The following is a 23,606-nucleotide window of genomic DNA, read 5'->3' on the forward strand; positions in this document are numbered from 1 at the left end:
AATTTGTCTGAAATAATTGTATATTTAGCCCCAAAATCGCTACAAAGCCGATTAATTCGATTTAGCCCCGTCCGGGGGAGGCGATCGACTATCCCTGACATCCGCAGTTTAACGTACAAGAAAAGTGCAAGCGGTCACAGTGGATCGTTGCTTTTACGGTAGGATGAGCCGATATGGATACAGCAAAGAGCTCACAGTGCCCGGAAGTTACAGTGAAGTGTTTCTTGCTTTCAATGTTCCAAAGCGCGATCGCCCAGCAGGGAACACTGGCCCAAATTCCGTTAAATCCCATAGGTGGCAGCCTTTTCAAGAACAGGCAAGATGCCTGTGAAGCGAAGAGTGAATTTGATTGTGGGGTGGGCATCCTGCCCGCCCATAACAAGCTTATTGAGAAGGGTGCAATAATTCCGTTAAATCGAAGTAAAGATACCGCGCGGGTGCTGTACGTGTCTGCGATCGCCCTGAAATTGGCTAAAACTTGGCAGCAGACACCGCAGACAATCGCCGCCGAGTTGGTCGAAACACTCGAACCGCTGTGCTACCCAGATTTCGCCGTTAAAGTAGCGCCGGGGGGAATGATCGAGATGGAGTTGACTGATGCAGGTTTAGCCGTCTGGTTGCAGCGTTTAGCTCAAACGAACCTTCCAGTTTCAGGATCTAAAATATTAGATTCTGTTGTGTGTGCCGATCGACTGTTTCCCATTCAATACAGCCACGCGCGCTGCTGTTCCCTGCTGCGAATGGCTCACCGCGATCGGATAATTGCGATCGCCCAGCCCGATGTCACTACAGCCCCGGAAATTTGGTCGCTGGCGAGTCCAAATCCTATCCCTTGGATTGACGAGGGCGATCGACTGCGGTTAGTGCATCCAGCAGAACGCCGTTTAATATCGCAACTGTTAACAGTGCTAGACAATTTATATCCTACTTTTGAGGTGAAAAACCGCGAAAAACCTGTTAATTATTTCAAATTAGCCAATAGTTTGAGCGAAGCCTTTCAGATTTTTTACAGCCAGTGCCGAATTTGGGGAGAAGTTAAAATAGAACAGCCAAAACTCGCCCAAGCGCGATTAGGTTTAATATTTGCAACTCAATCTTTGCTGCGATTTATCCTAGAAAATTTGTTTAACGCTCTTGCTCCTTTAGAACTTTGATTTGGTTCTCATTTTTAGCAACCTTTATTCATAATAAAAGGTGGGTTTCCGAAACTAACCTTGACTTCTTTCATCTGAAAAGCTCTCTATTTTATAGGATTCATCCTGAAGAATCCAGTAACCTAATGTCGCAAAAAATATAAAAAATTAGCTCTTTATATAATTATAATTAATAATATTTCGGGAATTTGGGCATTCTTATTTTTTCTAATTTATTTAAGTAATCTTTCTTTTGGCTTTTGAGAGAAATGATTTTTAGCTTGCATCTATGGCTGTGCTCCTTAAAATACTTAACCTTATATTATACAATTAAGCTGCGTAGCAGCTCATCTATTGGCTATCCAGTATGCTCGAAACACAAGAAGAAGATTACAGCTTAGTAGGAACGAATCCTCTCCCTCTTCAGGAAATCCAAGAGGATATAGCCTTACCAGAGACGGTACTTCTGACCAATCCGCCTCTAAAATTTTCCAAACCGGAAACTCGGTTAAGCCTCAGATCGCTAACTTTGGAGAGTGTCTTCGCTACGCTTTTTTACAGCATCATCGGCGGCGCGTTGCTCAGTAATTTCTTGCTGGATTTAGGGGCTGGCCCAATCGAAATTGGTATGCTCGCCTCCATTCCTCAACTGGTAAATCTGCTCCAACCGTTCGGAGCTTATATAGGAGACCGACTGCAGAGCCGCCACTGGTATTCCATCTGGATTTTCGGACTGTCGCGACTGCTGTGGCTGATTATCGTGCCAGCCATTTGGTTGGGAGGGTCATTTCAGCTCGCTGGACATCAGCTAGTGCAGTTGACATTGGCAATCATCTGGGTAACTCAAGTCTTAGAATCTTTAGGTCGTGCTTCCTTCTTGAGCTGGTTGGCGGTTTTAGTACCTCAGCGGTTGCGCGGGCGGTATTTTGGCTTTCGCAATAGTGCTGTCAGCTTGACGAATCTCATTGGTGTGCCGTTGCTGGCTCTAGTGGTATCGAACTGGCCCGGTGGAAGGCTCCAAGGTTACGGTGCCATCTTGGTTTTAGGAATTGTGCTTGGCATCATCAGTCTAGGTTGTCAGTTCTTTATGACCGATGTGAACCCAAAGCTTGTACACGTCACGCATTCAGATAGAGGCGAAAAATCATCCATAGGGACAATTTTTAGCTTTCTCAAGGAACCCAATTTTTTAAAGTTTTTGCTTTACTCTGCTCTATGGAGCTTTGCCGTTAACGTCAGCGCTCCCTTCTTTAACCTCTATCTGCTGGATAACCTAAGTATAGATGTCAGTGTGGTAACGCTCTACAACAGCTTAGGAGCAGGTGCTAACTTACTGCTGCTGGTTTTTTGGGGCAAACTGGCTGACCGGGTTGGGAACCGCCCGATCATGATAGTAGTGGGAATCTTGGTGGCTCTGACCCCTCTGCTCTGGCTAGAAGCTGGAACGGCTCCAATTTTTATATGGGTGTGGTTCCCCCTGTTGCACATCATCGGCGGTGCCACGTGGGCGGCGATCGACCTGTGCAGTGGTAATCTGATGATGTCGGTGGCACCACTACGTAATCAGTCCCTTTACTTTGCGATCGCGGCGGCGGTTCCTGGTGTCACTGGGGCAATGGGAATCACCCTTGGTGGCTTTATCGCCACTTTGACCAATCTCGGTGGCTTGCCAGGGGTGTTTGCCCTCTCAGCCGTCTTACGAGTGGCGGCTCTCCTGCCCTTGGTTTTTGTTGGCGAGCAGCGTTCTGTGTCTTTGGGTAAGTTTTGGCTGCTCTTGTTGCCAGCTTGGTGGAGAAAAGTGCCAATTGAACCTGGAAACATCAGGTTTCAACCATTAATAGTTGAACAGTTGGACTCTGGGCCTGAAAGCTCAGGCGATCGCTCTTCAACTCTTGATTGATTGTAGTCGGACAATAATTCAGAAAAGAGTTGATTAACCATTTTTAAAGTGTTAAAATCAGCATCATATCATCTAAGATGTGACGGCTGTTGGGTCGCTTTTTTTCAGAAATATAAAGTCTGGCAATTCGGGATAAGTTTTGTAGGGCATCTAATTATTTTTGGGTGCCTTCAACATTTTTTACGATAGCGATCGTTCGTCGCAGCTCGATCGCCAATTCTCCCGCTCGTCGCTCGCTCCTGGAACGACGCTGCTCAATTTCATCAGTTGACCAGCGGTTGTTAAGGGTTCTTCAAATTCTGGCGTTGTAAAATAGCGAGAGTTTTCTTCACTTTTTTGAGGATACATCTCATGGTCACACTACCACGTATAGCCTCACCCGGTCGTGAAATTCATCGATGAATATCCCAATATAATGCCTGCATCTAGTTTAAGGCGTTGCAGGCGAGATTTGCTTTTTTCCAGGTTTTGCGATCGGCAGCGTTACTGTAAATGTACTGCCGACGCCTTCTTCACTTATCAAAGTAATTTCGCCACCGTGCAAGTCCACGCATTTTTTAACAATGCTCAGCCCCAGTCCAGTACCGGGAATTCGACCGACATTTTTAGCCCGGTAAAATGAATTAAACAACCGTTCTTGGTCGGCGACAGGTATGCCAATCCCTGCATCCAGTACCGAAAAGATCGCCTCGGTTTCAGTAAGTTTTAATTCAAAGATTACTTCGGTATTAGGGGGAGAATACTTAATAGCATTGGACAGCAAATTCCCCAGAATGCGCCGGAGCAAGCTTACCTCCAAACACGCCATCGCGGATGGATTGTGATTTACAAAAATCAGCGTCACCCGGTCATTTTCAGGTTTCAACTTCAGGCTGTTCTGAAATTCCCCTACCAACTCATTACAAAACTTTGTTAAGTCTATCGGTAGCAAGGAAAACCCGGTTTTTCCAGACTCAACACGCCCCAGCAGCAGCACATCATCTAATAACAAATCTATGCCTTTTGCTGCTGCTTGAGTTTTGTCTAGAAGTTCTTGGGTTTTCTCCTCTGTTAATGTCAACTTGTACTTGCTAAGAAGTTGTGTAGTGCCGATGATGAAATTCAAAGGATTGCGAACGTCATGGGCAATCATGTACAGCAAAGATGTTTTCATCTCGTTGAGTTCTTGGGCTGTTTGCAGAGTGCGATCGAGTTGGTCGTGAGACAATTTGAGAGTTAAAGACAACTGGCGCGATCGCAGCAAAATCTCCACCCGCGCTTGCAATTCTATCTTCTCGATCGGAGCGATAATCAAATCGTCAATACTTTGCCAAATAAATTGCGTTGCCATCCCTACATCCGAGCGGGATGTAATCAAAAGAAAAGGCAAGCATACCGGGTGTTCTGCCTGTTTTTGGGCTGCAACCCATTGCCAATGGCGTTTCAGGGCAAGACCGTCAATTATAGCCAGGTCAAAAGATTGATTAAATGGTAAAAAATCCTCACTATCTGTTGAGTTGGGCAGCAATACCTCATAATAAACTGCTAGCCATTCTAATAACAAGCGGCGATTTTCTTTCTGTTCGACAAGCAATAAAATTTGACTCACGCAGGTTCTCCTAGCAAGCTGTGCACAATTCCCAGCAAATCTCTAACGATCAAAGGTTTTACCAACATATTCCGAGCACCGTGGCAGAGGCTTTCGTGCTGAATGGCAGCGCTTTGTTTGGGCGAGAGTATCAGAAAAGGGATTTGGTGATTTCGCAGTTGTTCGCAGCACTCCCAAATCCGGCGATCGAAACCAGAAATATCTACTAAAGCCATCCCGATCCTAGCAGGCTGACTGATAGCTTGTGCAACATCTTCAAAGTTATAAGCCGCGATCATCTGGTATCCTTCTTTGTTGAGAAACTGTGCTAATAGTTCCAAGTTGCGCTGATTGCGGTCTACGGCTAAAATTATTGAAGTGCCAGTCATTTATCAGCTTCCTGTGAATACGGGTTATAACCATTTTAGAGTTTAGAGTTTAGATTTTAGAAGGGGGAGTGACTGATTATATATGGGTTGGGAGGTTGTCTAAAGTCGGATTCTTTTTTTATCTGGTATTAGCTTACTTTTCGGCGATGGATTACATGGGTTTTCAGTGGAGTGAAGTACAGATGATCAGACACAGGACACGGCCCCGCGCCCTTTGCCCATACTGTATTTCCTAGAAGTGAAAACTGCTATAAAAGTCGAAAAATACACAAATTTACCAATATATTTAAGTTTTCCAGGACTTAGGCTAGTGGTGAGGTGCGCGGTGCGCGCAGTACAGCTAGTGGTGAGGTGCGCGGTGCGCCCCTACTGATTAGTAGATTCACGACTGCAAAATTAGCTGCAATTGCCCCAAAACAGCAGGACAAATCCCGATTCAATCTTCATCTGCTCCCCCCTCAATCCACACCGGCGCCGAACTCAAAATGCCGCGTAGCCCCCCTATCGGTTTGCTGACTTTGATGCCGTAGCGAGTAATCTCAAGTTCTCGCAGAGTTCTCTCGAAATTGCTGACTCGTTTTTTAATTACTCCGATCCCCTTGCGGATTTCTGTCCTATTATGCAGTTGGCGTTCCATATAGCGTATAAACAGAAGATTATCCGCCAAATAGCTAATCCCGATCTCGGTCAGGCGAAAATCTCCGCTAATGGCTTCTACCTCATTAATCAAGATAACCGTAACTCCCATATTTTTCAGATACTTGCACAAAGCGTGCAAATTATTTACCAAATCTTGCCCCTGCATCGAAAGCTGATAGCCAGAAATACTGTCAAGCATCACAATCCGCGTCTTTTCCTGCTCCACCTCCTGGCGAACCATACAGGCAAACTGATCCGGTGAGTACAGCAAAGGTTCCACGGGTATCACCGAAAGACTTCCTTGCCCCATCATCGCCCCAACCGGGATGTTAACTGATTCGCAGCGCTGCAGCAGAGTAGAAGTTGACTCCTCAAAAATGTAAACTACCGATCGCTCCCCCCTTCCTGCTGCTTCCTTCATAAACTGAATGCCCACCGTCGTTTTACCCACGCCGCTAGGCCCGCTAATCACCGTCACAGTCCCCCGTTCCAGTCCCCCGTGCAGTAGTTCGTCAATTTCTGGAACCCCAGAAGAAATTGCTTCAGCAACAAAATCCTGTTGATAGTTGTCCGGCAGCAATCGCGGATATACCTCCATACCAGCCTGAGTCAGGCGCAGCGAATGGCGGCCGCTGCGGAAGTTGGACCCTCGCAGCTTGGTGACAGAGAGGGCGCGTCCTTCTTTCAATAGTTCTAAATAAATTACTCCGTCGCTGATGAACTGCAAATCGTCGTCGGGAGCACTTGATGTGCCCTCGGAGGTAAACACCACCGTCGCCCCCCCTTCCACCAAAAACCGCAGAAAAGACAAAACTTGCTTGCGAAACTGAAACTCATCCGCAGCTAAGTAGCGAAATTGAGTGATTGCGTCCAAAAACACCCGTTGTGGCTTGACAGCTTGGACTCGCTCAATAATCTTTTGTGTAGTCGGTTCTCGCTCAACCTCGGAGGGGGAGAAAATGTCATAAGTCTGAACTTCTGTAAAGAATTCTGACGATGGGCTCAAATCCAGGAACGCCATCGCTTCCATATCAAAACCGAGACTTGCCGCATTGGCCCGCAATTGCGCTTCGGGTTCTCCTAAAGTAATAAACAGGGGCGTTTCTCCCACAGCCACACCTGCTGCCAAAAAGTGAAAGCCCAGTGTCGTCTTGCCAGTACCCGGGCCGCCGCGCACCAGATAAGAGCGTTGAGAAATTAGGCCGCCGCCAATCACTTCGTTGAGACCGGTAATTCCCAGAGAAATTCGGTTTTGAGACATTTGTTTGTTCATGTTTTGAATATCGGGCCCGTATTAATATTTAATGGTTTTAGGCACTGTTTTGATAATTTTTTTTACCGGGCGTCTGATAACCTTCATGAAATCTTTTTCTACCGAAAATTACGTAAGCACACAAGAATTAGAAAGTATTGTCGGGACTGCTGGCATCTGTCGCTGGCAAGATACAGAGCAATTTTGGCAAGAACGGGTAGAAAAAGCAGTTGCCCCTGACACGAAAATAGATTGTACCGTTTACCCGAATACTCAGGAAGAACTGGCGGCTGTCATTGCTTGGGCACAGCAAAATCGCTGTGCAGTCTTGCCTTGTGGTAGCGGCAGCAAACTTGATTGGGGCGGTTTAGTAAAATTAGACTCCGATCCCCCCCAGCCCCCCTTAACAAGGGGGGAGGAAGATGTTGTCAAAGTGGGTCTTTTGAAGGGGAATTTAAGGGTATCTTCTGATGCAGCGGGGCTTGTGGCTGTCAGCACTTCGCGCCTCAATCGACTTGTACAGCACGCTGTGGGCGATTTAACGGTGACTGCCGAAGCGGGGATGAAGTTTGCGGATTTGCAGCAAATTTTAGCAGCAGCAGGTCAATTTTTGCCGATCGACCCAGCATATCCGCAACAGGCAACCTTGGGCGGCATTGTCGCTACTGCTGATGCGGGTTCCTTGCGGCATCGCTATCGGGGGGTGCGCGATTTGCTGTTGGGAATTACGTTTGTGCGATCGGACGGTAAAATTGCGGTAGCCGGGGGTCGAGTTGTTAAAAATGTCGCCGGTTACGACTTGATGAAACTGTTTACTGGTGCTTACGGCACTTTGGGGGTCATCAGTCAAGTAACTTTCCGAGTTTATCCGCTGCCTGAATCATCGGGAACCGTAGTGCTGACAGGGGAAGTTAATGCTTTGTCCCAAACGGCTCAAATCTTATTATCCTCTGCTTTGACACCAACAGCAGTTGATTTGCTGTCACCTGAATTAGTCGCCAAATTAGGCTTAGGAAAGGGCACGGGATTAATCGTCAGATTTCAAAGTATCGCAGAAAGTGTTAAACAACAATCAGCCCGCTTGCTGGAAGTTGGCGAAAAGTTGGGTTTGCAAGGCACTAGCTGCTGCGAAAATGATGAGCATCAGTTATGGCAAAGATTGCCAGAAACAATGTGGAATTCTGGTACAAAGTCGGCAATTATTTGCAAAATAGGAATCAGACCGTCGGAAGCTGTAACCGCAATTAACGAATTGCCTGTACAGGACGCTTGGATTCATGCAGGCAGCGGTTTGGGGGTTTTGCGGTTTGAGAATGCGACGGCGGACAGGTTGTTTCAGGTACGCAGAGGGTGCGAAGCGAAAGGCGGTTTTCTGACTGTTTTAGCAGCGCCGACCGACCTCAAGCAACAGTTAGATGTTTGGGGCTATAATGGAAGTGCGATCGATTTAATGCAGCGGATTAAACAGCAGTTTGACCCGGAAAATCTTTTGAGTCCCCATCGTTTTATAAGCGGTATTTAGTTTAAAGTTTGTAGTCAGGACTTGATTCGTTCATAAATTATGTAAAAAGTGGTTTTACACGCTACTTATAGCGGCAAATTTCCCGTTGCAAACATACATATAAAGCTTCTGCATAAATTCCATTAAGCTGATTAAACTCCTTGCTACGAAGAAAAACAATTAGGTAATATATATATGCAAACTTCCGAAAAATCTCCAGTTCCCAGCGACGATTTAAGACCTGCCAAAGAAAGCAATTTTCTAGCACAAAATCCCCACTTAGAAACCCTAGAAATCCCAGGTTTCGACGCCAATAATCCGCCCGATCCGAAATTAATCGATACTTGCGTACACTGCGGCTTTTGTTTGTCAACTTGTCCGAGTTATCGCGTACTTGGCAAAGAAATGGATTCCCCCAGAGGCCGCATTTATTTAATGGATGCAATTAATGAAGGCGACGCACCTTTAAACGAAGCAACCTCACAGCATTTCGATACTTGTTTGGGCTGTTTGGCCTGCGTAACAGCTTGTCCGTCTGGAGTTCAATACGACAAATTAATTTCCGCCACTCGCCACCAAGTTACTAGAAATCAGGAACGCACTTTTTCCGACAATGTAATTCGCACTCTGATTTTTAATCTCTTCCCTTATCCTCACAGATTGCGACCTTTGCTTGTACCCCTGTTTATTTATCAAAAATTAGGACTGCCAAAACTTGTCCGCAAAACAGGTTTGCTGAAAAAAGTATTTCCTCGCTTGGCGGCGATGGAATCAATTTTGCCGAAAGTTACTGTCGATTCTTTCCGGGATAATTTACCAGAGGTAATTCCGGCACAAGGAGAGAAACGCTATCGAGTCGGTGTGATTTTAGGCTGCGTGCAGCGGCTGTTATTTTCGCCAGTTAATGAGGCTACGGTGCGAGTTTTGACGGCTAACGGTTGCGAGGTTGTGGTTCCTAAAAGTCAGGGATGCTGTGCTGCTTTGCCGGAACACCAAGGCCAAGCGGAACAGGCTAAAGCTTTGGCGAGACAAATGATTGATAGCTTTGAAAATACGGGTGTTGATTTTGTAATTATCAACGCTGCTGGGTGCGGTCACACTTTGAAAGAATACGGTCACATTTTAGCAGATGACCCGCAATATCGGGAGAAAGCTGAGAAATTTGCTGCTAATGTTAAGGACGTGCAAGAGTTTTTGGCAAGTGCGGGAATTACGGCGAAACTCAATCCTTTGATTGAGGGAGATTTGACAATTGTGTATCAGGATGCTTGTCATTTGTTGCACGGGCAAAAGATTAGTTTGCAGCCGCGTCAGTTACTGCAACAAATTCCAGGGGTGAAGTTAAAAGAACCTGTGGATGCGGCTTTGTGCTGCGGGAGTGCGGGGGTTTACAATATGCTTCAGCCAGAGATTGCTGATGAATTGGGAGTGCAAAAGGTGGAGAATTTGCTGAATACTGGCGCGGAGTTGATTGCTTCTTCTAATCCGGGTTGTTCTTTGCAAATTAAGAAGCATTTGGAGTTGCAGGGAAAGGAAGTTACTTTAATGCACCCAATTGAGCTTTTGGATTATTCGATTCGCGGGGTGAAGTTGCTGAGGAAGTAGTTTTCTAGGGCGGGCGGTGTCCGCCCTATTTTCGATGCGCTCTTTTGTGAATGAGATTTTTTTTTAATGAATTGCAAGAATTCACAGGCGGGGCGCCTGTTCCACAGAGGAGCGTCGGGTGAAGAGTTGCAAATTTATCGCCCTGAGAGCGAACTGTTTAGAAGTTATGAGGAGGTTTCTCGCCACTTGGAACAAGCCGAAGAGCGTGCAGAACAAGCCGAAGAGCGGGCTGCTGTACTGGCAGAAAGACTGCGAGCGATGGGAATTGACCCGGAACAATTGTAAACTAGATGTGGGAAAAGAGCGATCGCACTCTTAAATTTTAGCAAAAGTGCGATCGGCATAATAACTAATAACTAATGACTGATGACTATTTCCCCTCTTCTAACCTCAAAAAATGCACCTGTCCCGAAGCTTCCGCCACTACGATTGTCACCCCATCTGGTGCAATAGCGCAAGCTTTCAAAGCACTATCTCCCCTGAAACTAGCAATTACTTCTCGACTTAACAAATCCCAAACTTTGAGAGTATTATCGTCCGAAACAGAAATTGCCTTTGTTCCCATAGTCGCCAGAGATGTTACCGCCTCAGCATGACCTGCCAAAGTAAAAACTTCTTTTCTACCTGACAAATCCCAAACTTTCAAATTGTGTTCCCGCCCTCCTGAAATCGCCCATTTGCCATCCGCTGTAACTGCCACAGCATTCACAAAACTCTCATGACCTTTGAGAGTGAAAAGTAGATTTTTGACGGCTAAATTCCATAAAATTGCCAAAATATTCTTTTCTTTCCCCAAACTCCAAACTTTCAGAGTTTGGTCGCCGGAAGCCGAAATAACCCGCTTGCTGTCAGGAGTAACTGCCACAGCTTTTATCCCGTCCTCATGACCTGAAAAAGTAAAAAGTTCCTCTCCTGTTCCTAGATTCCAAACTTTAATAGTTTTGTCTCCCGAACCGGAAATCGCCATCGTCCCATCCGCAGTCACTGCCACAGAATTTACCCAGTCTGTATGACCCGTGAAAGTAAAGATTTCCTTTCCGGTTTCTAGATCCCAAACTTTCACTGTTTTGTCGCCGGAACCCGAAACAACTCGCTTGCTATCCGGTGTAATTGCGATCGCTTTTACCCAATCTTGATGTCCCGAAATAGTAAAAATTTCCTGTCCGTTTTTGAGATTCCAGACTTTAATGCTGTTGTCTCCTGAACCGGAAATCGCTTTCGTACCGTCCGCCGTCACTGCTACAGCATTTACCCAGTCATCGTGACCTGCAAATGATAAATTTTCTTTGCCTGTTTCTAAGTGCCAAACTTTGAGAGTTTTGTCAGAGGAACCAGAAATTATCCGCTGACCGTCGGGGGTAACAGCCACAGCATTCACTGGGGCGATGTGATTGGTAAAAGTGAAAAGTTCTTCTTTTGTTTCCAGATTCCAAACTTTCAGCGTTTTGTCGCCGGAAGCGGAAATTACCCGTTTGCCGTCGGGACTGACTGCCACAGCTTGAACGAAACTGCTGTGTTTTCCTAAAGTGAAAAGTTGCTTTCTTTCTGACAAACTCCAGACTTGAACAGTTCCGTCGTAACTGCCGGAAATTATTTTTTCGCCGTCAGGAGTAACTGCTACACTTTTTACCCAGTCTTCATGACCGATGAGAGTAAAAAGTTCTTTTCCGGTTTCTAGGTTCCAGACTTTCATGCTGTTGTCTCCCGACCCGGAAATCAACCGTTTGCTATCAGGAGTTACTGCTACGGACTGGACAAAACTGCTGTGACCTTTAAAGTTAAAAATTACTTCCCTGCTTCTCAAATCCCAAACTTTAATACTGCCATCCCAAGAACCTGAAATTACTCGCTTGCCGTCGGGAGTTACTGCTACTGCTTCTACGGCAAAAGTATCGCCGGCAAAAGTAAATATTTCTTGTCCAGTTTCTAAACCCCAAATTTTAATAGTATTGTCCCAAGAACCGGAAATTACTTTAGTGCCATCGGGGGTGACAGCTACAGCATTGACGTAGGTAAGATGACCTTTGAGGGTGGCAAGTTCTTCTCCTGTTTCTAAGTGCCAAATTTTGAGATTGTGGTCAGAGGAGGCAGAAATTGCCCGCTTGCCGTCGGGGGTGATTGCTACAGCTTGTACCCAGTCTGTATGTCCGGTGAGGGTACGCAATAATCTCCCGCCGGGAGGAGTAAAGCTGGGCGTTAGCGGTCGCAGCCAGGGGGTTGTTTGGTGTTGTGCCTGTGCTAGCAGTGCTTGAATATCTGGACTTTCAAAGCACATCAAGCGGGCTATTAGTTGGGTCGCTAGTTGGCTTTTATCTGTGGCTAGAATGTGGGCAGACAGCCGAATTGCTTCTTGGATTAATTTGAGTTGGTCGGCTTTTTGCTCTGAGATAATAATATCGGAACTTGTTGCTAAATCGTAATCTTCTATTAGCGCCTGTACTCCCGATGCTGACAGCTTGGCTTTAATAAAATTGTAATCTGTTAGTAAGCTGTATAATTTTTCGGAGTCTGAAGCTGCTGCTAGCTGACTTGGCAGGATTCCCAGGTAGTGCGTCTGTTCTGCGGGCTTCATTTTATCCAGCCCTTGTTTAAACTCGGTCATAAATTTACGGATGTGTTTTTTAAATGTATACGCTAGCTGCACCCTACCGAAAAGCCGATCGAGAATCTTTTCTCTTAGACTTAGCATGACATATTTGAATGCTATGTGCTATGGGCTTGCTGTCCTCGGTTTGGTGATGGTTGGATGAATTGCTTGTTTTTTAGTCGAAGTCTGCTTTGAGAATTTTCAAGCAGTGCGATTACAATAAATCGCCGCCAATATAATTGAACTCAGCAACGCCCAATTTACCGATCGATCGACAAAAGCTCACATATATCGTTGTTTTTCTTAACATAGCTGGTATTTGGGCGATGATGGTCGATCGATCAACACTGTCAAACCTAATAATTTTTAGGTATCGCAATCCTATTTAAAGTGCGAAAAAAACTTTTTATAACGAAACATGATGGCGGATGATCTAATTTTCTCTCAAGTCGGCCGCATCAGCGAGGCAGATGTCCCCCTGGTTGGGTTTGCTACCTCAACGGCATCTGCAATCTGTTTCACCCAAAGCTCTCAGAAAGCTTTGCAGGTGCGCCCCCTTCCTCTAAAATATAGAAAAGGACTTGCACTCTTAAACCGGGTTTCTAGACAAAATCATTGGTTTGACCGCTAGGTACGTAGGAAGAAACCGGGTTTCTGACTCCATAGCGCGCAAGTCACGATCGCAAATAAAGCAGTATTGACTTTAGAGACAAATTTCATGGATGTTATCGAGTTTTTCGAGTTAAGTGCGGGTAAATGGTTTTCTCAGCGTACCGTACACAATCTCAATTCTGGGGAATTGCAGGCGGGTAAATCCGACCTCAACATAGAAATACTGACAGCTAGCGATGCAGCAGTCGTCAAACTTTGCCAACAACACTCGATTAACCCGGCTTCAACTAAGCTAACCAGCGTTCGGATTAGTTGGGACGGTATTCCCGATCGCGACAAAGCTAAACAAATCGGTTCTACAATACTAGCGATCGTACCAAATCCCGACAATCCCAGCGAAGGCAAAGTATTGCAAGACAAGGGTAACAGTCGGTACGTGATGGGCGACGACGTGCTGACATTGATTACAGAATCAGACACCCTCCATGCCGAAGAAAGGCTGTGGTATCTCATGCCCAACCTGCGGCTGCGGACTAGCGTTGTTAAGCAAGCTAACGGTACCGAACAAGCATCTTTTTGTTCGGAAATTCGGATGGGAGTAAGTGCCCAAAATGAAAAGTGAAAAATAACTATCTAGTTCCCAAAGTTTACACTCTATTTCTGCTTTCTCCCTTCTTTCTTCGGCCTTCTCTGGCAATGGCTTTTAACTTGGTGTGAAAATCTGTGTGTTTGACAACTGGGAATGATTTTGCCACAGGTTTGTCGGCTAATTTGTGCTCAGCTTCGGCTCGATCAGCGAGGGCGGTAACAGCCACATCTTCATATACTACAAATTCTGTATTTTCTTTTGTGCGATCGTCCGCTGCGGGTAATTTTCCTGTTTCCTCTGCCTCTGTGTTTGGGACTTCTGCATGAAGTGCCACATCAAGTTGCGCCTCTGACGGTCCACGCCACTCTAACTCTGCGGCAGTTACTTCCGATTCCTGGTTTGATAAAAGTATATCTTCCGGTGACAGTTGATCAGCACTTTCCCCGGTTAAATTTTGAGGAAAATTATTGCATACCAAGCGTTCAAACTCGCGATTGAAATGATAGAGAGGTTGACCTATCCGATGCCACATACTCAATAGCTGTCCCACAGAAACAGCCTTGTAGCGCCCTTGATAAAGCGCTTCAACCACTGCTAAACGCAGCCAATAGCCGGGATACTTGGTCAGCCATTCACCCGCCAATTTCTCGGCTTTTTTGCCACCTAGGTCAAAACCGTAGTGAACCAGCAGAGCCGCTGCTTGTGCAGATATTGCCGTCACTTCTGTCATTTGTTGTCTGTTGACTGTTGACTGTTATCTGTTATCTGTTGACTGTTGACTGTTGGTTCCAATTACCCAATTACCAATTCCCCATTACCTATTACCTATTCTTAATTCCCCCTTACCAATTCCCAATGCCCAATGACCAATGCCCAATTAGCCAATTGAATTAATCTGATAAACGCACGCCTCCTTCTACAGTTCGCGCGTCCCCGGAAAAAGGTTCGGGAGTCCCATTCCAGTTGAAGTCGCTAACTCTAAAAGTCAGGCTGCCGACTTGACGCTCAGGATTAAAACGCAAAATGATTGCGTAACTGCGGCGACTGTATTCTAAAGTGTAATTCGTACTGATTGTTTCCCCGCTTTCTAAATTAATAGCACTTTGAAATCCAACTCGAAACCCTCCGTAAACTTGCTGGACAAGCCCAAAAGACAGGACTCTCAAATCTACTAAGCGATCAAATAAAAACGGCGATATACCATCCCGCCCCACCTGGGTATAAGTCACGTTAAACCCAGTGTAATCGAGGAAAGGGCGGGAGAAATGACCGAACTGCCCTTGAATGCCGACGCTGCCGGCGAGGGAATTTTGTCTGTCGCCACTGCTGTAATAAGTGCCAACTCCCCGGAGTCCCAAGGCCAGTTGCAAGAAAGGAACCACCGGCGACCGCGTATACCTCAAACCCTGGGTGGGAGTGCGGGGCAGCGGTTCGCCCTCCCAGAGGTTGAAGCCGCGGCTTAAGGCGAAGCTGACTTGGGAACGGCCCAGATCGACGCGGTTGTTTTCCCGCACTGGTTCGAGCAACTCTGCTCGATCGGTGTCAGCATTGATAAATTGATACCCAGCTTGGTAGCTGAGATTGATGCCAGTGCCTCCGAGTGGGATGACTGGGGAAGTGAGGACTGCCCCGAGGCTGCTCTGCACGGTTTGATAGCCCAGAGAACCGTTAAACAGCCGATCGCGATAACTGTATTCTGCTGCCAGAGTGTGAGTGCCGATCAACTGTCGCAGGCGCAAATTGCCCCGAAAGCTGTTTTCCGGCAAATTCGGGAAATCTTCCAAACTCAGAAATATTGCCGCTCCGTCCAGCCTGGTGCGCGGGCCGAGACTAGCGCGTAACCTCGCTTTCAGCCCGTAGCTGTCGGGAGAAAACGGATTACCGCCGTGCTTTTCCACAACCCGCTGCAGGTAAATTTGGGGCGTTAGGGTCAGCCGCACCGGCCCGTTTTGCAACACCTCAAAACCGCACTCGGCATACAAACCGCCGCGGTCGCCTCCGTCGTAGCCAAAGGTCAAACACGGGCCGTTCTGCTGCCTGCTGTCAAACACTTGCCTGCGGGGATACACGGGTATTTTCACGCGGTTGTCGAACACCAAGCGGGGTTTAGTTGTGACCAATTCCTCTGCCGTGGGCGAAATCCTTCTAATCGTCGCCCTCCGGGCCCTGTATTCAAATTCCGGCGGGGAAAACGGATCGTTAGTAAGCCGAATGTTGGTTGCTACCCTCGCGCCGTCTGGCAGCAGTTCGATGCGTTCTGCTTCAAAGCGGACGCGGTTGACCGCGCCGGTCACTTGGGGGGCTGCTAGCTGTCCGCCGCCACCGAGAGTCACTGTAGCAGCGCCGGGGGATTTGACTCCGCGCAGGGGCTGCTGGCTGGTAATTCGATCGCTCAGCGGCTGTTCGAGAATCGTCCCGGCACTGATATCCGTCGGCAGTGTGGGGGTCAATTCGCTACCTGCTGCTGGCAGGAAAATTTCGCCCCTGGCTTGTTCGACTGCGCCGCTGTTGAGGCCGAGATTGAACTCCATCCGCTGGCCGCGCACTACTTGTTGGCCGCGGGTATAGGCGACATTGCCGGATGCTACCACTTGGCGGGTGACTAAGTTGACGATCGCTCGATCGGCATCAATCACAGTTTGCCGGAACCGGACAACGACATTACCAACCGCCGTGACAATTTGCTGCTTGTCGTCGAATTCTTGGCTGTCAGCCTTAACTTCAATAGTATCGGCCGGAGTGACCGGAAAAGGCACCGTCCGCTGAGAAGGCGCGGTGCGGACTCCCGGCGCGGCTGGTTTAGGCTTCGGTGTCGGCGCAGCGGGTGTTCTGGGTGCGGGGGCAGTTCCTGGTGTGGGAATGTCGAACTGCTGTTGCCCGCTGGGTGCTGGTTCTAGCGCGGGTTCTGGAACGGGAATCTCCGCAGGTTCGGGAGGGTTATCTTCTAACTGCCGGCCTTGGGCCTGATACCAACTTTCCTGCTTTCCGGCAAGATTTCTCTCCTGTTTTCTCTGCGCCTCTGCGGTTCGTTTTCGATTGCGAATCGCAACGGCATTTTCTACCGAACCCAATTGGTAAGCAGTAAACGAGGAATCTTTCGGAGTTTCCGCAGTTTCGGGTTCTCCCACAGGAGGCCGACGCTGAAATCCCACCACTGCCTCGCCGCTTTCCACGGCAGCTAGGGGGTCGGCGATTTCTGGAGGCTGGTCGGTGGCTGGGGTAGTGCCGAGGAGTGTGGCTGCGGGTTCTGCTGGGGCCGGTGTGGGTTCTGGCTGAACGATATCTGGGCTTGGTTCCGGTATTTCTGCAGGGTTGCGGAGGGTGTCTCCATCGCCTGCCGCGACAGTGAGGGCGACTTTTTTTGGCTTTGCGATGTAGATGATGCCAGGGGGTTCTGGCGGCGGTACCGGATAGGGCATAGTTATAACAGGTAAGTCATCCGATTTTAGATTTTAGATTTTAGATTTTAGATTTTATAGGGTACAAATTATTGAAAATTTTTGCATCTAAAAGGCAACTGTTTAGACATTAATCTGACATCTAAAATTTGCAGTGGCTTTGGCGCGCCGAAAGATGGCTGATTTGAGAACTTGCTTTCGCCACAAGATAACCTCGCTGCTGGTGCGAGGTCAAGTTTTGTTCGACTAATTTTTGCGAGTTTGCGGGCTGGCTGCGGGGCTGCGGTAGCGTACCCCCCAGCCAGCGGGCGGGATAACTTGTTTATTCCATGTCTCTGCGGTTGGGGTTCCGGGCTGGGTCATTGGACAAAAATCCAAATATGAACAGGGAAACAAAAAATAAAACAACTACATTAACTACGATTTTGAGGGTTAGCACTGTGGGAGTCTCCAAAGATGGCATAATACTGAGCTGATTTGCTGCTGTTGCGGCAACTTTTTTATCATAAGCTAAAGATTAGTCAATTTTCTCTTTGCTTTTGAGGATTTTTGGCAAGTTGATTTTTGCCCAATTCCAGAGTTGCTCCGCGATGTTTTCTAGCCGCAGCATAACTCGATCGAGCCATTCGAGCACTTGTTCTAGCGGATGCTTAATGTATCCCATCGATTCTGCTTTTGTTTCTAAGTAGTCTCCATCGGATGGGACGCCTGCGCTGGGATTTTTTGGTTCGGCTGCGGCGGCGGGGGTTGCGGCGGTGTATCTGCTAGTTTGCGCGGTGATTGCTGCTGGGGATTGGTTGTTTTGTGCGGTGTTCGGGTTTGTGTTTTTTGGCACTTGGGTTTCCGGCGCGCGCCCTGGGGTTGATTCTGCTGCGAGTGCAGAGCTATTTTTTTGAGTAACTGCTAAATCAGATAAATCAGATGCTGTTTGGGGTTGACTTTTTGAGCTTTTTGTCAGCAAGCTCTGTTTTAGCTGCCCCAGCAGGCTGTGAAGTGCTTCGGGGTAAGGGGATATTGAGACTGCGGTTGATCGACCTTCTGCCAATTCTCCTAATTCTGCTATTTTCTCCTTGACTTTAGCGCTGCTTTGAGCTGCTGCCTGGGTTTCGGAACTTCCGTCGATTAAATGCTGCGGTGCTGCTTCGCCGAATAAGTCTTGCCAGTTCAGCCACGGTCGATCAACCTCTGGGCTTTTTTCGGTGTTTTCTTGTTCTTGTCGCTGTTTCAAATAATACTGAATTGCGACTGATTTCTCAGTATTATCACTCGCTGCCGTTTCTTTGCCCAAAAGGTGGTCTACTGACGACCAAATGACTTGTTCGATGTTGCGAGCGTATTTTTCGAGGATGTCGCGGGCGGAAAAATCTAAATTGGTTTCGGTGCTGGATGTGTCAATTTTTACTCCAGAGTTTTCTGTGGGTGCGGCGATTGTTTTTACCGATGGCGGTAGAGTAAGTTCTTCCAGGTTGACGGCGGCGCGATCGAGTAATGTAACAAAGGAGAGAGGAGTAGGGGGTCGATCGAACTTGCTGTTAAAATTAGTTTCTAGTTTTGGGGTATTTTGGTCGATCGAATTCGATGCCACAATTGACTGCTGTGCGGTTTTTGCTTCGATCTGGGCGCGGGCTTTTTGGACTAGGATTGAATTGCGGTCGATCGATTTTTTAACTGCAAGGATTGATTCTCCAAACTGATTTCTTTTGAGAGCAACCGGACTCGTCTGAAGCCATGCCATCAATTCCCAAAAACGACGCACCGGCGGCAACTGCGCTTTTTTGGCCGCCGACTCCAAACCGAGATTAAATTTTAATTCTTTTTGGGTAATTTCCCGCCGTTCCGGCCCGCAGTTTGCTACTTCCCAAGTTATGCGACCTTCGAGCAGTTCCTGCTGTTCGGGTGTCAAAATATCTAAAACCTGATTTTCCCTTCCGACCAATACTAAAGTGCGGGCTGGGATAAAACTGGCAATTCCCTCAACTTTTGGTTGCGGTTTTAATCCTGTTTTAGCAACCGGGAGTTCTAAGACGGAAGTTGTTTGATGCTTTGTGATTTGTCCGCTAAAATTGATTGCCGGAGGTAAATCGCTAGCAGTATTTCCCTGATTAATTAACAGCGGGAAGGTGGCTAAAGTTTTCGCGGTTTGCGACGAGTTTAGTAAATTTTCGGCGAGGTGCAAAATTTCGGCGATCGAACTTTCGTCGGAAGTTTCCCCCTGATACCAATTTTGTTGCCCATCGGGATTTTCGTCGCCCACAAATTCTTGCAGTTCAGGTAAATCTACTTTTTGACTTGATTCCCGCAACTGTCTGCCTAGCAGTCGGGAACTTTGCACCAGCAAATAAGCTGGATAAAGCAGAATTTGGGTAGCGGTGAGAGTGGCTTCTTTAATTTGACGCCAAGTTCGATCGCAATTGTCAGCGACTTGGCGGGACTGTTTCGATATAAAATTTAATAGCCGGCTTTGGTATGGGCCGTAGTAACCGTTGGACATAAGTTTAATTATTGAATTCAGATTTTTGATTCGCGCCGGAATAGCTGAATATTGCTGTAAAATCAAAGCGAGATCTTAATCGCAGCTTCAAACCCTCTGAAACCTTTATTTCTTCGCGTCCTTTGCGTCGGGGCGGTTTAATCCGATTTTTGATTAATACACAATTCCTATTTTAGCGAAATATGAGCGCTTCTGTGTCACCTGCTAGCAACAATATTTCTGCCGCTGTCGAGAAGTTGCGCCGCCTCAGCCAAGTGGAGGTTCAGTCTGGTTGGAGGTACTGCGATTCTGAGTCGGCTGTCTCTTCGGTAAATATTTGTAACAGCCCTGTTGCTGAACTTAACAGCAAAGGACATATTGCTTGGCCGTCTGGGAAGCAAGTTTTGTATTTGGGCCAGCAATTTGTAATTCCTGACAATTTGCACGGCTATCCTGTGGTTGGTTTGCGGTTGCTGCTGGGCTTGACTTGGTGGGCAGAAGATGCTCAAATTTTTGTGAACGGCGAGTTAGTCGGACAGGGAGATTTATTTGATTTTGCCGATCGAGTTTTGTTGAGTTCGTCGGCCAATCCCGGAGATGAATTTTTAGTTATTTTGCGGTTGGTAAGTCCGGGTCACGATAACGGTGCTTTAGTACGATCGATTTGTTTGTACGAAGCTGCGGATTCTTCTTATTTCGATCCGGGTTTTGTGGCTGCCGAATTAGAGATTTTGCAAAATTCGCTAAGTCGAAATTTAGAAAATTTAAATTCCCAATACCTCTCCACTGAAACAATAGCAATTCGCCCTATGTTTGTCAAGGGGGAAACGCTGAAATCTGAGATTGATTTGGCGATGGATTTGATTGATTGGTCGGCGGTGGGCGATCGCGAAAAGTTCGATCGCTCGTTGTCTGTTTTGCGGCACAATTTACTGGGATATCTGCGGGCTTTTTCTGGGGATTTAGATGAGGGAACCGCAGAGGGCGCAGAGGGCGCAGAGAGAGGAAGAAGAGAGGAAGTTTCGGAGGTTGGAGAAAAGGGCAATTCTACATATATATATATAGGAGAAATTGGTGAACTGACATCTTTTTCTGGGGATTTAGATGAGGGAACCGCAGAGGGCGCAGAGGGCGCAGAGGGAGGAAGAAGAGAGGAAGTTTCGGAGGTTGGAGAAAAGGGCAATGCTACATCTATATATATAGGAGAAATTGGCGAGCTGACATCTATATATACAGGTAAAATCTATTTGGTCGGTCATGCTCATTTAGACTTAGCTTGGCTGTGGCCTGTCCCGGAAACTTGGCAAGCGGCCCAGCGAACTTTTGAGTCGGTATTGAAATTGCAATCGGAGTTTCCCGATTTGATTTTCTGCCATTCAACTCCGGCGCTTTATGCTTGGATGGAAGAACATCGGCCGGACTTATTTGCTGCGATTAAAAAACAGGTGGCGGCGGGTTGCTGGGAAGTTGTCGGCGGGATGTGGGTAGAACCGGATTTAAACTTGATTTCCGCTGAATCAATGGTGCGGCAAGTTTTTTACGGACAGCGTTACGCAAAAGAAAAATTTGGGGAATTGATGCGGGTAGCTTGGCTACCGGATACTTTCGGTTTTGGGTGGCAATTACCTCAGATTTTGCGGCAAGGCGGAGTTGACTATTTTGTGACGCAAAAGTTGCGTTGGAACGATACAACGGAATTTCCCCACGGTGCATTTTGGTGGGAAGGGTTGGACGGTACTAAAATATTTAGCATGATGTCTGCTCCCATTGGCGAAAGTATAGAATCTGTGAAAATGGCAAGTTATGCTTTTGACTGGCAAGTTAAGACTGGTTTGCAAGATGCTCTTTGGTTGCCTGGGGTTGGCGACCACGGCGGTGGCCCGACTCGTGATATGTTGGAGGTGGTGAAACGCTGGAAAATGTCGCCTTTTTTCCCGAAGTTGGAGTTTGCGAAAGCGGTTGATTATTTGTCTTTGATTGAGAGTCAGTTTTTGCCTGAAGTTGGGGCAACTAAGTCCGAAAGCTATGTTCCAGAATCCGACAACCAGGAGAATTTACAGGCGCGAGAATTGTCAAACTTGTCGGCAATTTCGGATGCAAATCATTCCATCTCACAACTCAAAACTCTTCCCATTTGGAAAGACGAACTTTACTTAGAATTCCACCGGGGTTGCTACACGACTCACGCCGACCAAAAACGCCAAAACCGTCGCTGCGAAGAATTGCTCTACCAAGCCGAGTTGTTGTCTTCGCTGGCAACGATTTGTACTGGTGCGGTTTATCCGAAATCCGAGTTAGAATCTGCTTGGAAACAAATTTTGTTTAACCAGTTTCACGATATTTTGCCCGGTTCTGCGATCGCCCAAGTCTACGCGGATGCTAATCTAGCCTTTGCCGAGGTCGATCGCACTTGTCGCGAAATCCTGCTAAAATCTTTGGATGCACTCTCGGCTCAAATTTCTCTGCCGCATCCTCCGCAGCCCGATGCTCAACCGATTTTAATTTTCAATACTCTCAATTGGTCGCGCTCTGAGGTTGTCGCCGTACCGCTTCCCGATTCTGTTGATTCAGCTTGGCAAATTTACGATTTTTCCCGACGGCGATTGGCTTCACAGATTGTCAAGGGCGATCGACCGCAATCGCAATCTCAACTATTATTCTGGGCAAATAATATCCCCGCCGTTGGCTACCAGGTGTTTTGGCTGTGTCGCGAAGACGCTCAAACTGTGGATAATGCGTCCGCGAGTCCAGAAACTGAAAAAAAGACAGAGTTATCAAAACTTACATACGGTATAGCACAAAAAAACCCAGTTAGTCAAGAAACGCCTTTTGCAGCCGCACAAATGGTTTTAGAAAATGAATTTATTCGGGCAACAGTTGACGGCAAAACTGGGGATTTATCCAGCATTTGGGATAAAGTAAATAACCGAGAAGTCCTGAATGCAGCAGGCGGAAATCAACTGCAAGCATTTCAAGACAGCGGCCAATATTGGGATGCTTGGAACATCGACCCAAATTATGAAAAACATCAGTTACCCGCGCCGACACTCAAAGAGATTGCTTGGGTAGAGCAGGGAGAAATACGGCAGAGTTTGCGCGTAGTCCGACAAATTGGCAAATCGGAATTTTGCCAAGATTATATAGTAGAAATAGGTTCGCCGCTGCTGAAAATTAAGACAGTTGCAGATTGGCAAGAAAGTCACGTTTTAGTAAAAGCAGCCTTTGGGTTAAATGTAGAAGCAGATTTTGCAACTTGCGAAATTCCCGGCGGTGCGATCGCACGCACAACCAAGCCGCAAACACCCGCCGAAAAAGCCAAATGGGAAGTGCCGATTTTGCGCTGGACTGATATCAGCAATGACGGTTTTGGAGTGAGTTTGCTCAATGATTGCAAATACGGTTGCGACCTTCAACCAAATCAAATTCGGCTGACATTGCTTCGGGGCTCGACTTGGCCGGATGCACAAGCAGATGTAGGAGTTTCCGAATTTACTTGTGCAGTGTATCCGCATAGCGGAAATTGGCAGGATGCAGGCACAGTTCGGCGCGGGTACGAGTTGAATTTGCCGCTGCTAGTAAAGGTGTTGCCGGAGTTGGGAGAAAATCGAAACAACAGTTTACCCGCAGTTGGCAAGTTCTTGGATTTGTGGGCGGACAATTTAGTTTTGATGGCTTTCAAACAATCGGAAGACGATTCTAATGTGTGGATTTTGCGCTGTTGCGAATCCGAGGGGAAAGAGGCTGGGCTAGAATTCAAGAGTGATTTGGGATTAGAAATTGTAGGGCCAGTAGATTTGTTAGAACGACCTGCCAATTTGTCTGAAAAGCTGCCCGAAGGGCGAGGATTTAAGATAGAGCCTTGGAAAATCGCGAGTTTTGGAGTTGTAGCGAACCGCGAAGGCGCGAAGGAAGAAGGGGAAGCGAAGAGATGAGGGGATTATTGGCAGGTTAAATGCTAAAATTT

16 protein-coding genes are annotated in these 23,606 nt (G+C 47.1%); 7 read left to right on the forward strand and 9 right to left on the reverse strand.

From position 1 onward, the window contains the following. Nucleotides 1–173 precede the first annotated feature (173 nt). Nucleotides 174–1,154, forward strand: coding sequence for a DALR anticodon-binding domain-containing protein (locus QUA25_RS21365; RefSeq protein WP_333041147.1), 981 nt, complete (start codon nucleotides 174–176; stop codon nucleotides 1,152–1,154). 346 nt (nucleotides 1,155–1,500) lie between these two features. Beyond that, on the forward strand, nucleotides 1,501–3,033 hold the full coding sequence (locus tag QUA25_RS21370; protein WP_333041148.1) for an MFS transporter: 1,533 nt from the start codon (nucleotides 1,501–1,503) through the stop codon (nucleotides 3,031–3,033). A gap of 180 nt (nucleotides 3,034–3,213) precedes the next feature. On the opposite strand, the gene QUA25_RS21375 is transcribed toward QUA25_RS21370, so the two are convergent. The 4 genes from QUA25_RS21375 to QUA25_RS21390 all read right to left on the reverse strand — a co-directional run bounded on the left by QUA25_RS21375 (nucleotide 3,214) and on the right by QUA25_RS21390 (nucleotide 6,889). Then, the gene (locus QUA25_RS21375) at nucleotides 3,214–3,381 is read right to left on the reverse strand and encodes a hypothetical protein (protein ID WP_333041149.1); all 168 of its coding nucleotides are present in this window, start codon (nucleotides 3,379–3,381) and stop codon (nucleotides 3,214–3,216) included. A gap of 82 nt (nucleotides 3,382–3,463) precedes the next feature. Next, nucleotides 3,464–4,621: an ATP-binding protein gene (locus QUA25_RS21380; protein WP_333041150.1), complete on the reverse strand. Its 1,158-nt coding sequence runs from the start codon at nucleotides 4,619–4,621 to the stop codon at nucleotides 3,464–3,466. Then, a complete protein-coding gene (locus tag QUA25_RS21385) occupies nucleotides 4,618–4,989 on the reverse strand; it encodes a response regulator (protein ID WP_333041151.1) in 372 nt (123 codons plus the stop codon). Before QUA25_RS21385 ends, QUA25_RS21380 begins: the two co-directional genes overlap by 4 nt. A gap of 436 nt (nucleotides 4,990–5,425) precedes the next feature. Then, entirely contained in the window at nucleotides 5,426–6,889 is a 1,464-nt protein-coding gene (locus QUA25_RS21390; RefSeq protein WP_333041152.1) for an ATPase domain-containing protein, read from the reverse strand. A gap of 97 nt (nucleotides 6,890–6,986) precedes the next feature. On the opposite strand from QUA25_RS21390, the gene QUA25_RS21395 reads away from it, so the two are divergent. The 3 genes from QUA25_RS21395 (at nucleotide 6,987) to QUA25_RS21405 (ending at nucleotide 10,271) form a co-directional block, all read left to right on the forward strand. After that, nucleotides 6,987–8,402, forward strand: coding sequence for an FAD-binding oxidoreductase (locus QUA25_RS21395; RefSeq protein WP_333041153.1), 1,416 nt, complete (start codon nucleotides 6,987–6,989; stop codon nucleotides 8,400–8,402). A 174-nt stretch (nucleotides 8,403–8,576) separates the two neighbouring features. Further along, the gene (locus tag QUA25_RS21400) at nucleotides 8,577–9,986 is read left to right on the forward strand and encodes a heterodisulfide reductase-related iron-sulfur binding cluster (RefSeq protein WP_333041154.1); all 1,410 of its coding nucleotides are present in this window, start codon (nucleotides 8,577–8,579) and stop codon (nucleotides 9,984–9,986) included. 66 nt (nucleotides 9,987–10,052) lie between these two features. Next, the gene (locus QUA25_RS21405) at nucleotides 10,053–10,271 is read left to right on the forward strand and encodes a hypothetical protein (protein WP_333041155.1); all 219 of its coding nucleotides are present in this window, start codon (nucleotides 10,053–10,055) and stop codon (nucleotides 10,269–10,271) included. A gap of 85 nt (nucleotides 10,272–10,356) precedes the next feature. Here QUA25_RS21405 and QUA25_RS21410 read toward each other — a convergent pair whose 3' ends face one another. Beyond that, entirely contained in the window at nucleotides 10,357–12,675 is a 2,319-nt protein-coding gene (locus tag QUA25_RS21410) for a hypothetical protein (protein WP_333041156.1), read from the reverse strand. A 616-nt stretch (nucleotides 12,676–13,291) separates the two neighbouring features. Between QUA25_RS21410 and QUA25_RS21415 the strand changes: the two genes are divergently transcribed. Further along, nucleotides 13,292–13,807 carry a phycobiliprotein lyase gene (locus QUA25_RS21415; protein WP_333041157.1) on the forward strand — a complete coding sequence of 172 codons (516 nt, stop codon included), beginning with the start codon at nucleotides 13,292–13,294 and terminating at the stop codon, nucleotides 13,805–13,807. A gap of 25 nt (nucleotides 13,808–13,832) precedes the next feature. Here the strand turns inward: QUA25_RS21415 and QUA25_RS21420 are convergent, their stop codons facing one another. The 4 genes from QUA25_RS21420 to QUA25_RS21435 form a co-directional block, all read right to left on the reverse strand. Next, nucleotides 13,833–14,504, reverse strand: coding sequence for a hypothetical protein (locus QUA25_RS21420; RefSeq protein WP_333041158.1), 672 nt, complete (start codon nucleotides 14,502–14,504; stop codon nucleotides 13,833–13,835). A gap of 160 nt (nucleotides 14,505–14,664) precedes the next feature. Then, nucleotides 14,665–17,193, reverse strand: coding sequence for a DUF3769 domain-containing protein (locus tag QUA25_RS21425; RefSeq protein WP_333041159.1), 2,529 nt, complete (start codon nucleotides 17,191–17,193; stop codon nucleotides 14,665–14,667). Nucleotides 17,194–17,494: 301 nt separating this feature from the next. Then, on the reverse strand, nucleotides 17,495–17,611 hold the full coding sequence (locus tag QUA25_RS21430) for a photosystem II reaction center protein I (RefSeq protein ID WP_039887172.1): 117 nt from the start codon (nucleotides 17,609–17,611) through the stop codon (nucleotides 17,495–17,497). 78 nt (nucleotides 17,612–17,689) lie between these two features. Continuing rightward, nucleotides 17,690–19,663 (reverse strand): hypothetical protein, encoded by a 1,974-nt coding sequence (locus QUA25_RS21435; RefSeq protein ID WP_333041160.1) that lies wholly within the window; start codon nucleotides 19,661–19,663, stop codon nucleotides 17,690–17,692. Between the two features lie 182 nt (nucleotides 19,664–19,845). On the opposite strand from QUA25_RS21435, the gene QUA25_RS21440 reads away from it, so the two are divergent. After that, nucleotides 19,846–23,574, forward strand: coding sequence for an alpha-mannosidase (locus QUA25_RS21440; protein WP_333041161.1), 3,729 nt, complete (start codon nucleotides 19,846–19,848; stop codon nucleotides 23,572–23,574). The last annotated feature ends 32 nt before the right edge of the window (nucleotides 23,575–23,606 follow it).

It is taken from the genome of Microcoleus sp. Pol17C6, assembly GCF_036701145.1.
Lineage (GTDB): Bacteria > Cyanobacteriota > Cyanobacteriia > Cyanobacteriales > Microcoleaceae > Microcoleus.

Bases quoted from the DNA above. Each gene is read 5' to 3' on its own strand.
- QUA25_RS21365 (WP_333041147.1), top strand. From the start codon at position 174: ATGGATACAGCAAAGAGCTCACAGTGCCCGGAAGTTACAGTGAAGTGT.
- QUA25_RS21370 (WP_333041148.1), top strand. From the start codon at position 1,501: ATGCTCGAAACACAAGAAGAAGATTACAGCTTAGTAGGAACGAATCCT.
- QUA25_RS21375 (WP_333041149.1), bottom strand. From the start codon at position 3,381: ATGTATCCTCAAAAAAGTGAAGAAAACTCTCGCTATTTTACAACGCCA.
- QUA25_RS21385 (WP_333041151.1), bottom strand. From the start codon at position 4,989: ATGACTGGCACTTCAATAATTTTAGCCGTAGACCGCAATCAGCGCAAC.
- QUA25_RS21390 (WP_333041152.1), bottom strand. From the start codon at position 6,889: ATGTCTCAAAACCGAATTTCTCTGGGAATTACCGGTCTCAACGAAGTG.
- QUA25_RS21395 (WP_333041153.1), top strand. From the start codon at position 6,987: ATGAAATCTTTTTCTACCGAAAATTACGTAAGCACACAAGAATTAGAA.
- QUA25_RS21400 (WP_333041154.1), top strand. From the start codon at position 8,577: ATGCAAACTTCCGAAAAATCTCCAGTTCCCAGCGACGATTTAAGACCT.
- QUA25_RS21405 (WP_333041155.1), top strand. From the start codon at position 10,053: ATGAATTGCAAGAATTCACAGGCGGGGCGCCTGTTCCACAGAGGAGCG.
- QUA25_RS21410 (WP_333041156.1), bottom strand. From the start codon at position 12,675: ATGCTAAGTCTAAGAGAAAAGATTCTCGATCGGCTTTTCGGTAGGGTG.
- QUA25_RS21415 (WP_333041157.1), top strand. From the start codon at position 13,292: ATGGATGTTATCGAGTTTTTCGAGTTAAGTGCGGGTAAATGGTTTTCT.
- QUA25_RS21420 (WP_333041158.1), bottom strand. From the start codon at position 14,504: ATGACAGAAGTGACGGCAATATCTGCACAAGCAGCGGCTCTGCTGGTT.
- QUA25_RS21425 (WP_333041159.1), bottom strand. From the start codon at position 17,193: ATGCCCTATCCGGTACCGCCGCCAGAACCCCCTGGCATCATCTACATC.
- QUA25_RS21435 (WP_333041160.1), bottom strand. From the start codon at position 19,663: ATGTCCAACGGTTACTACGGCCCATACCAAAGCCGGCTATTAAATTTT.
- QUA25_RS21440 (WP_333041161.1), top strand. From the start codon at position 19,846: ATGAGCGCTTCTGTGTCACCTGCTAGCAACAATATTTCTGCCGCTGTC.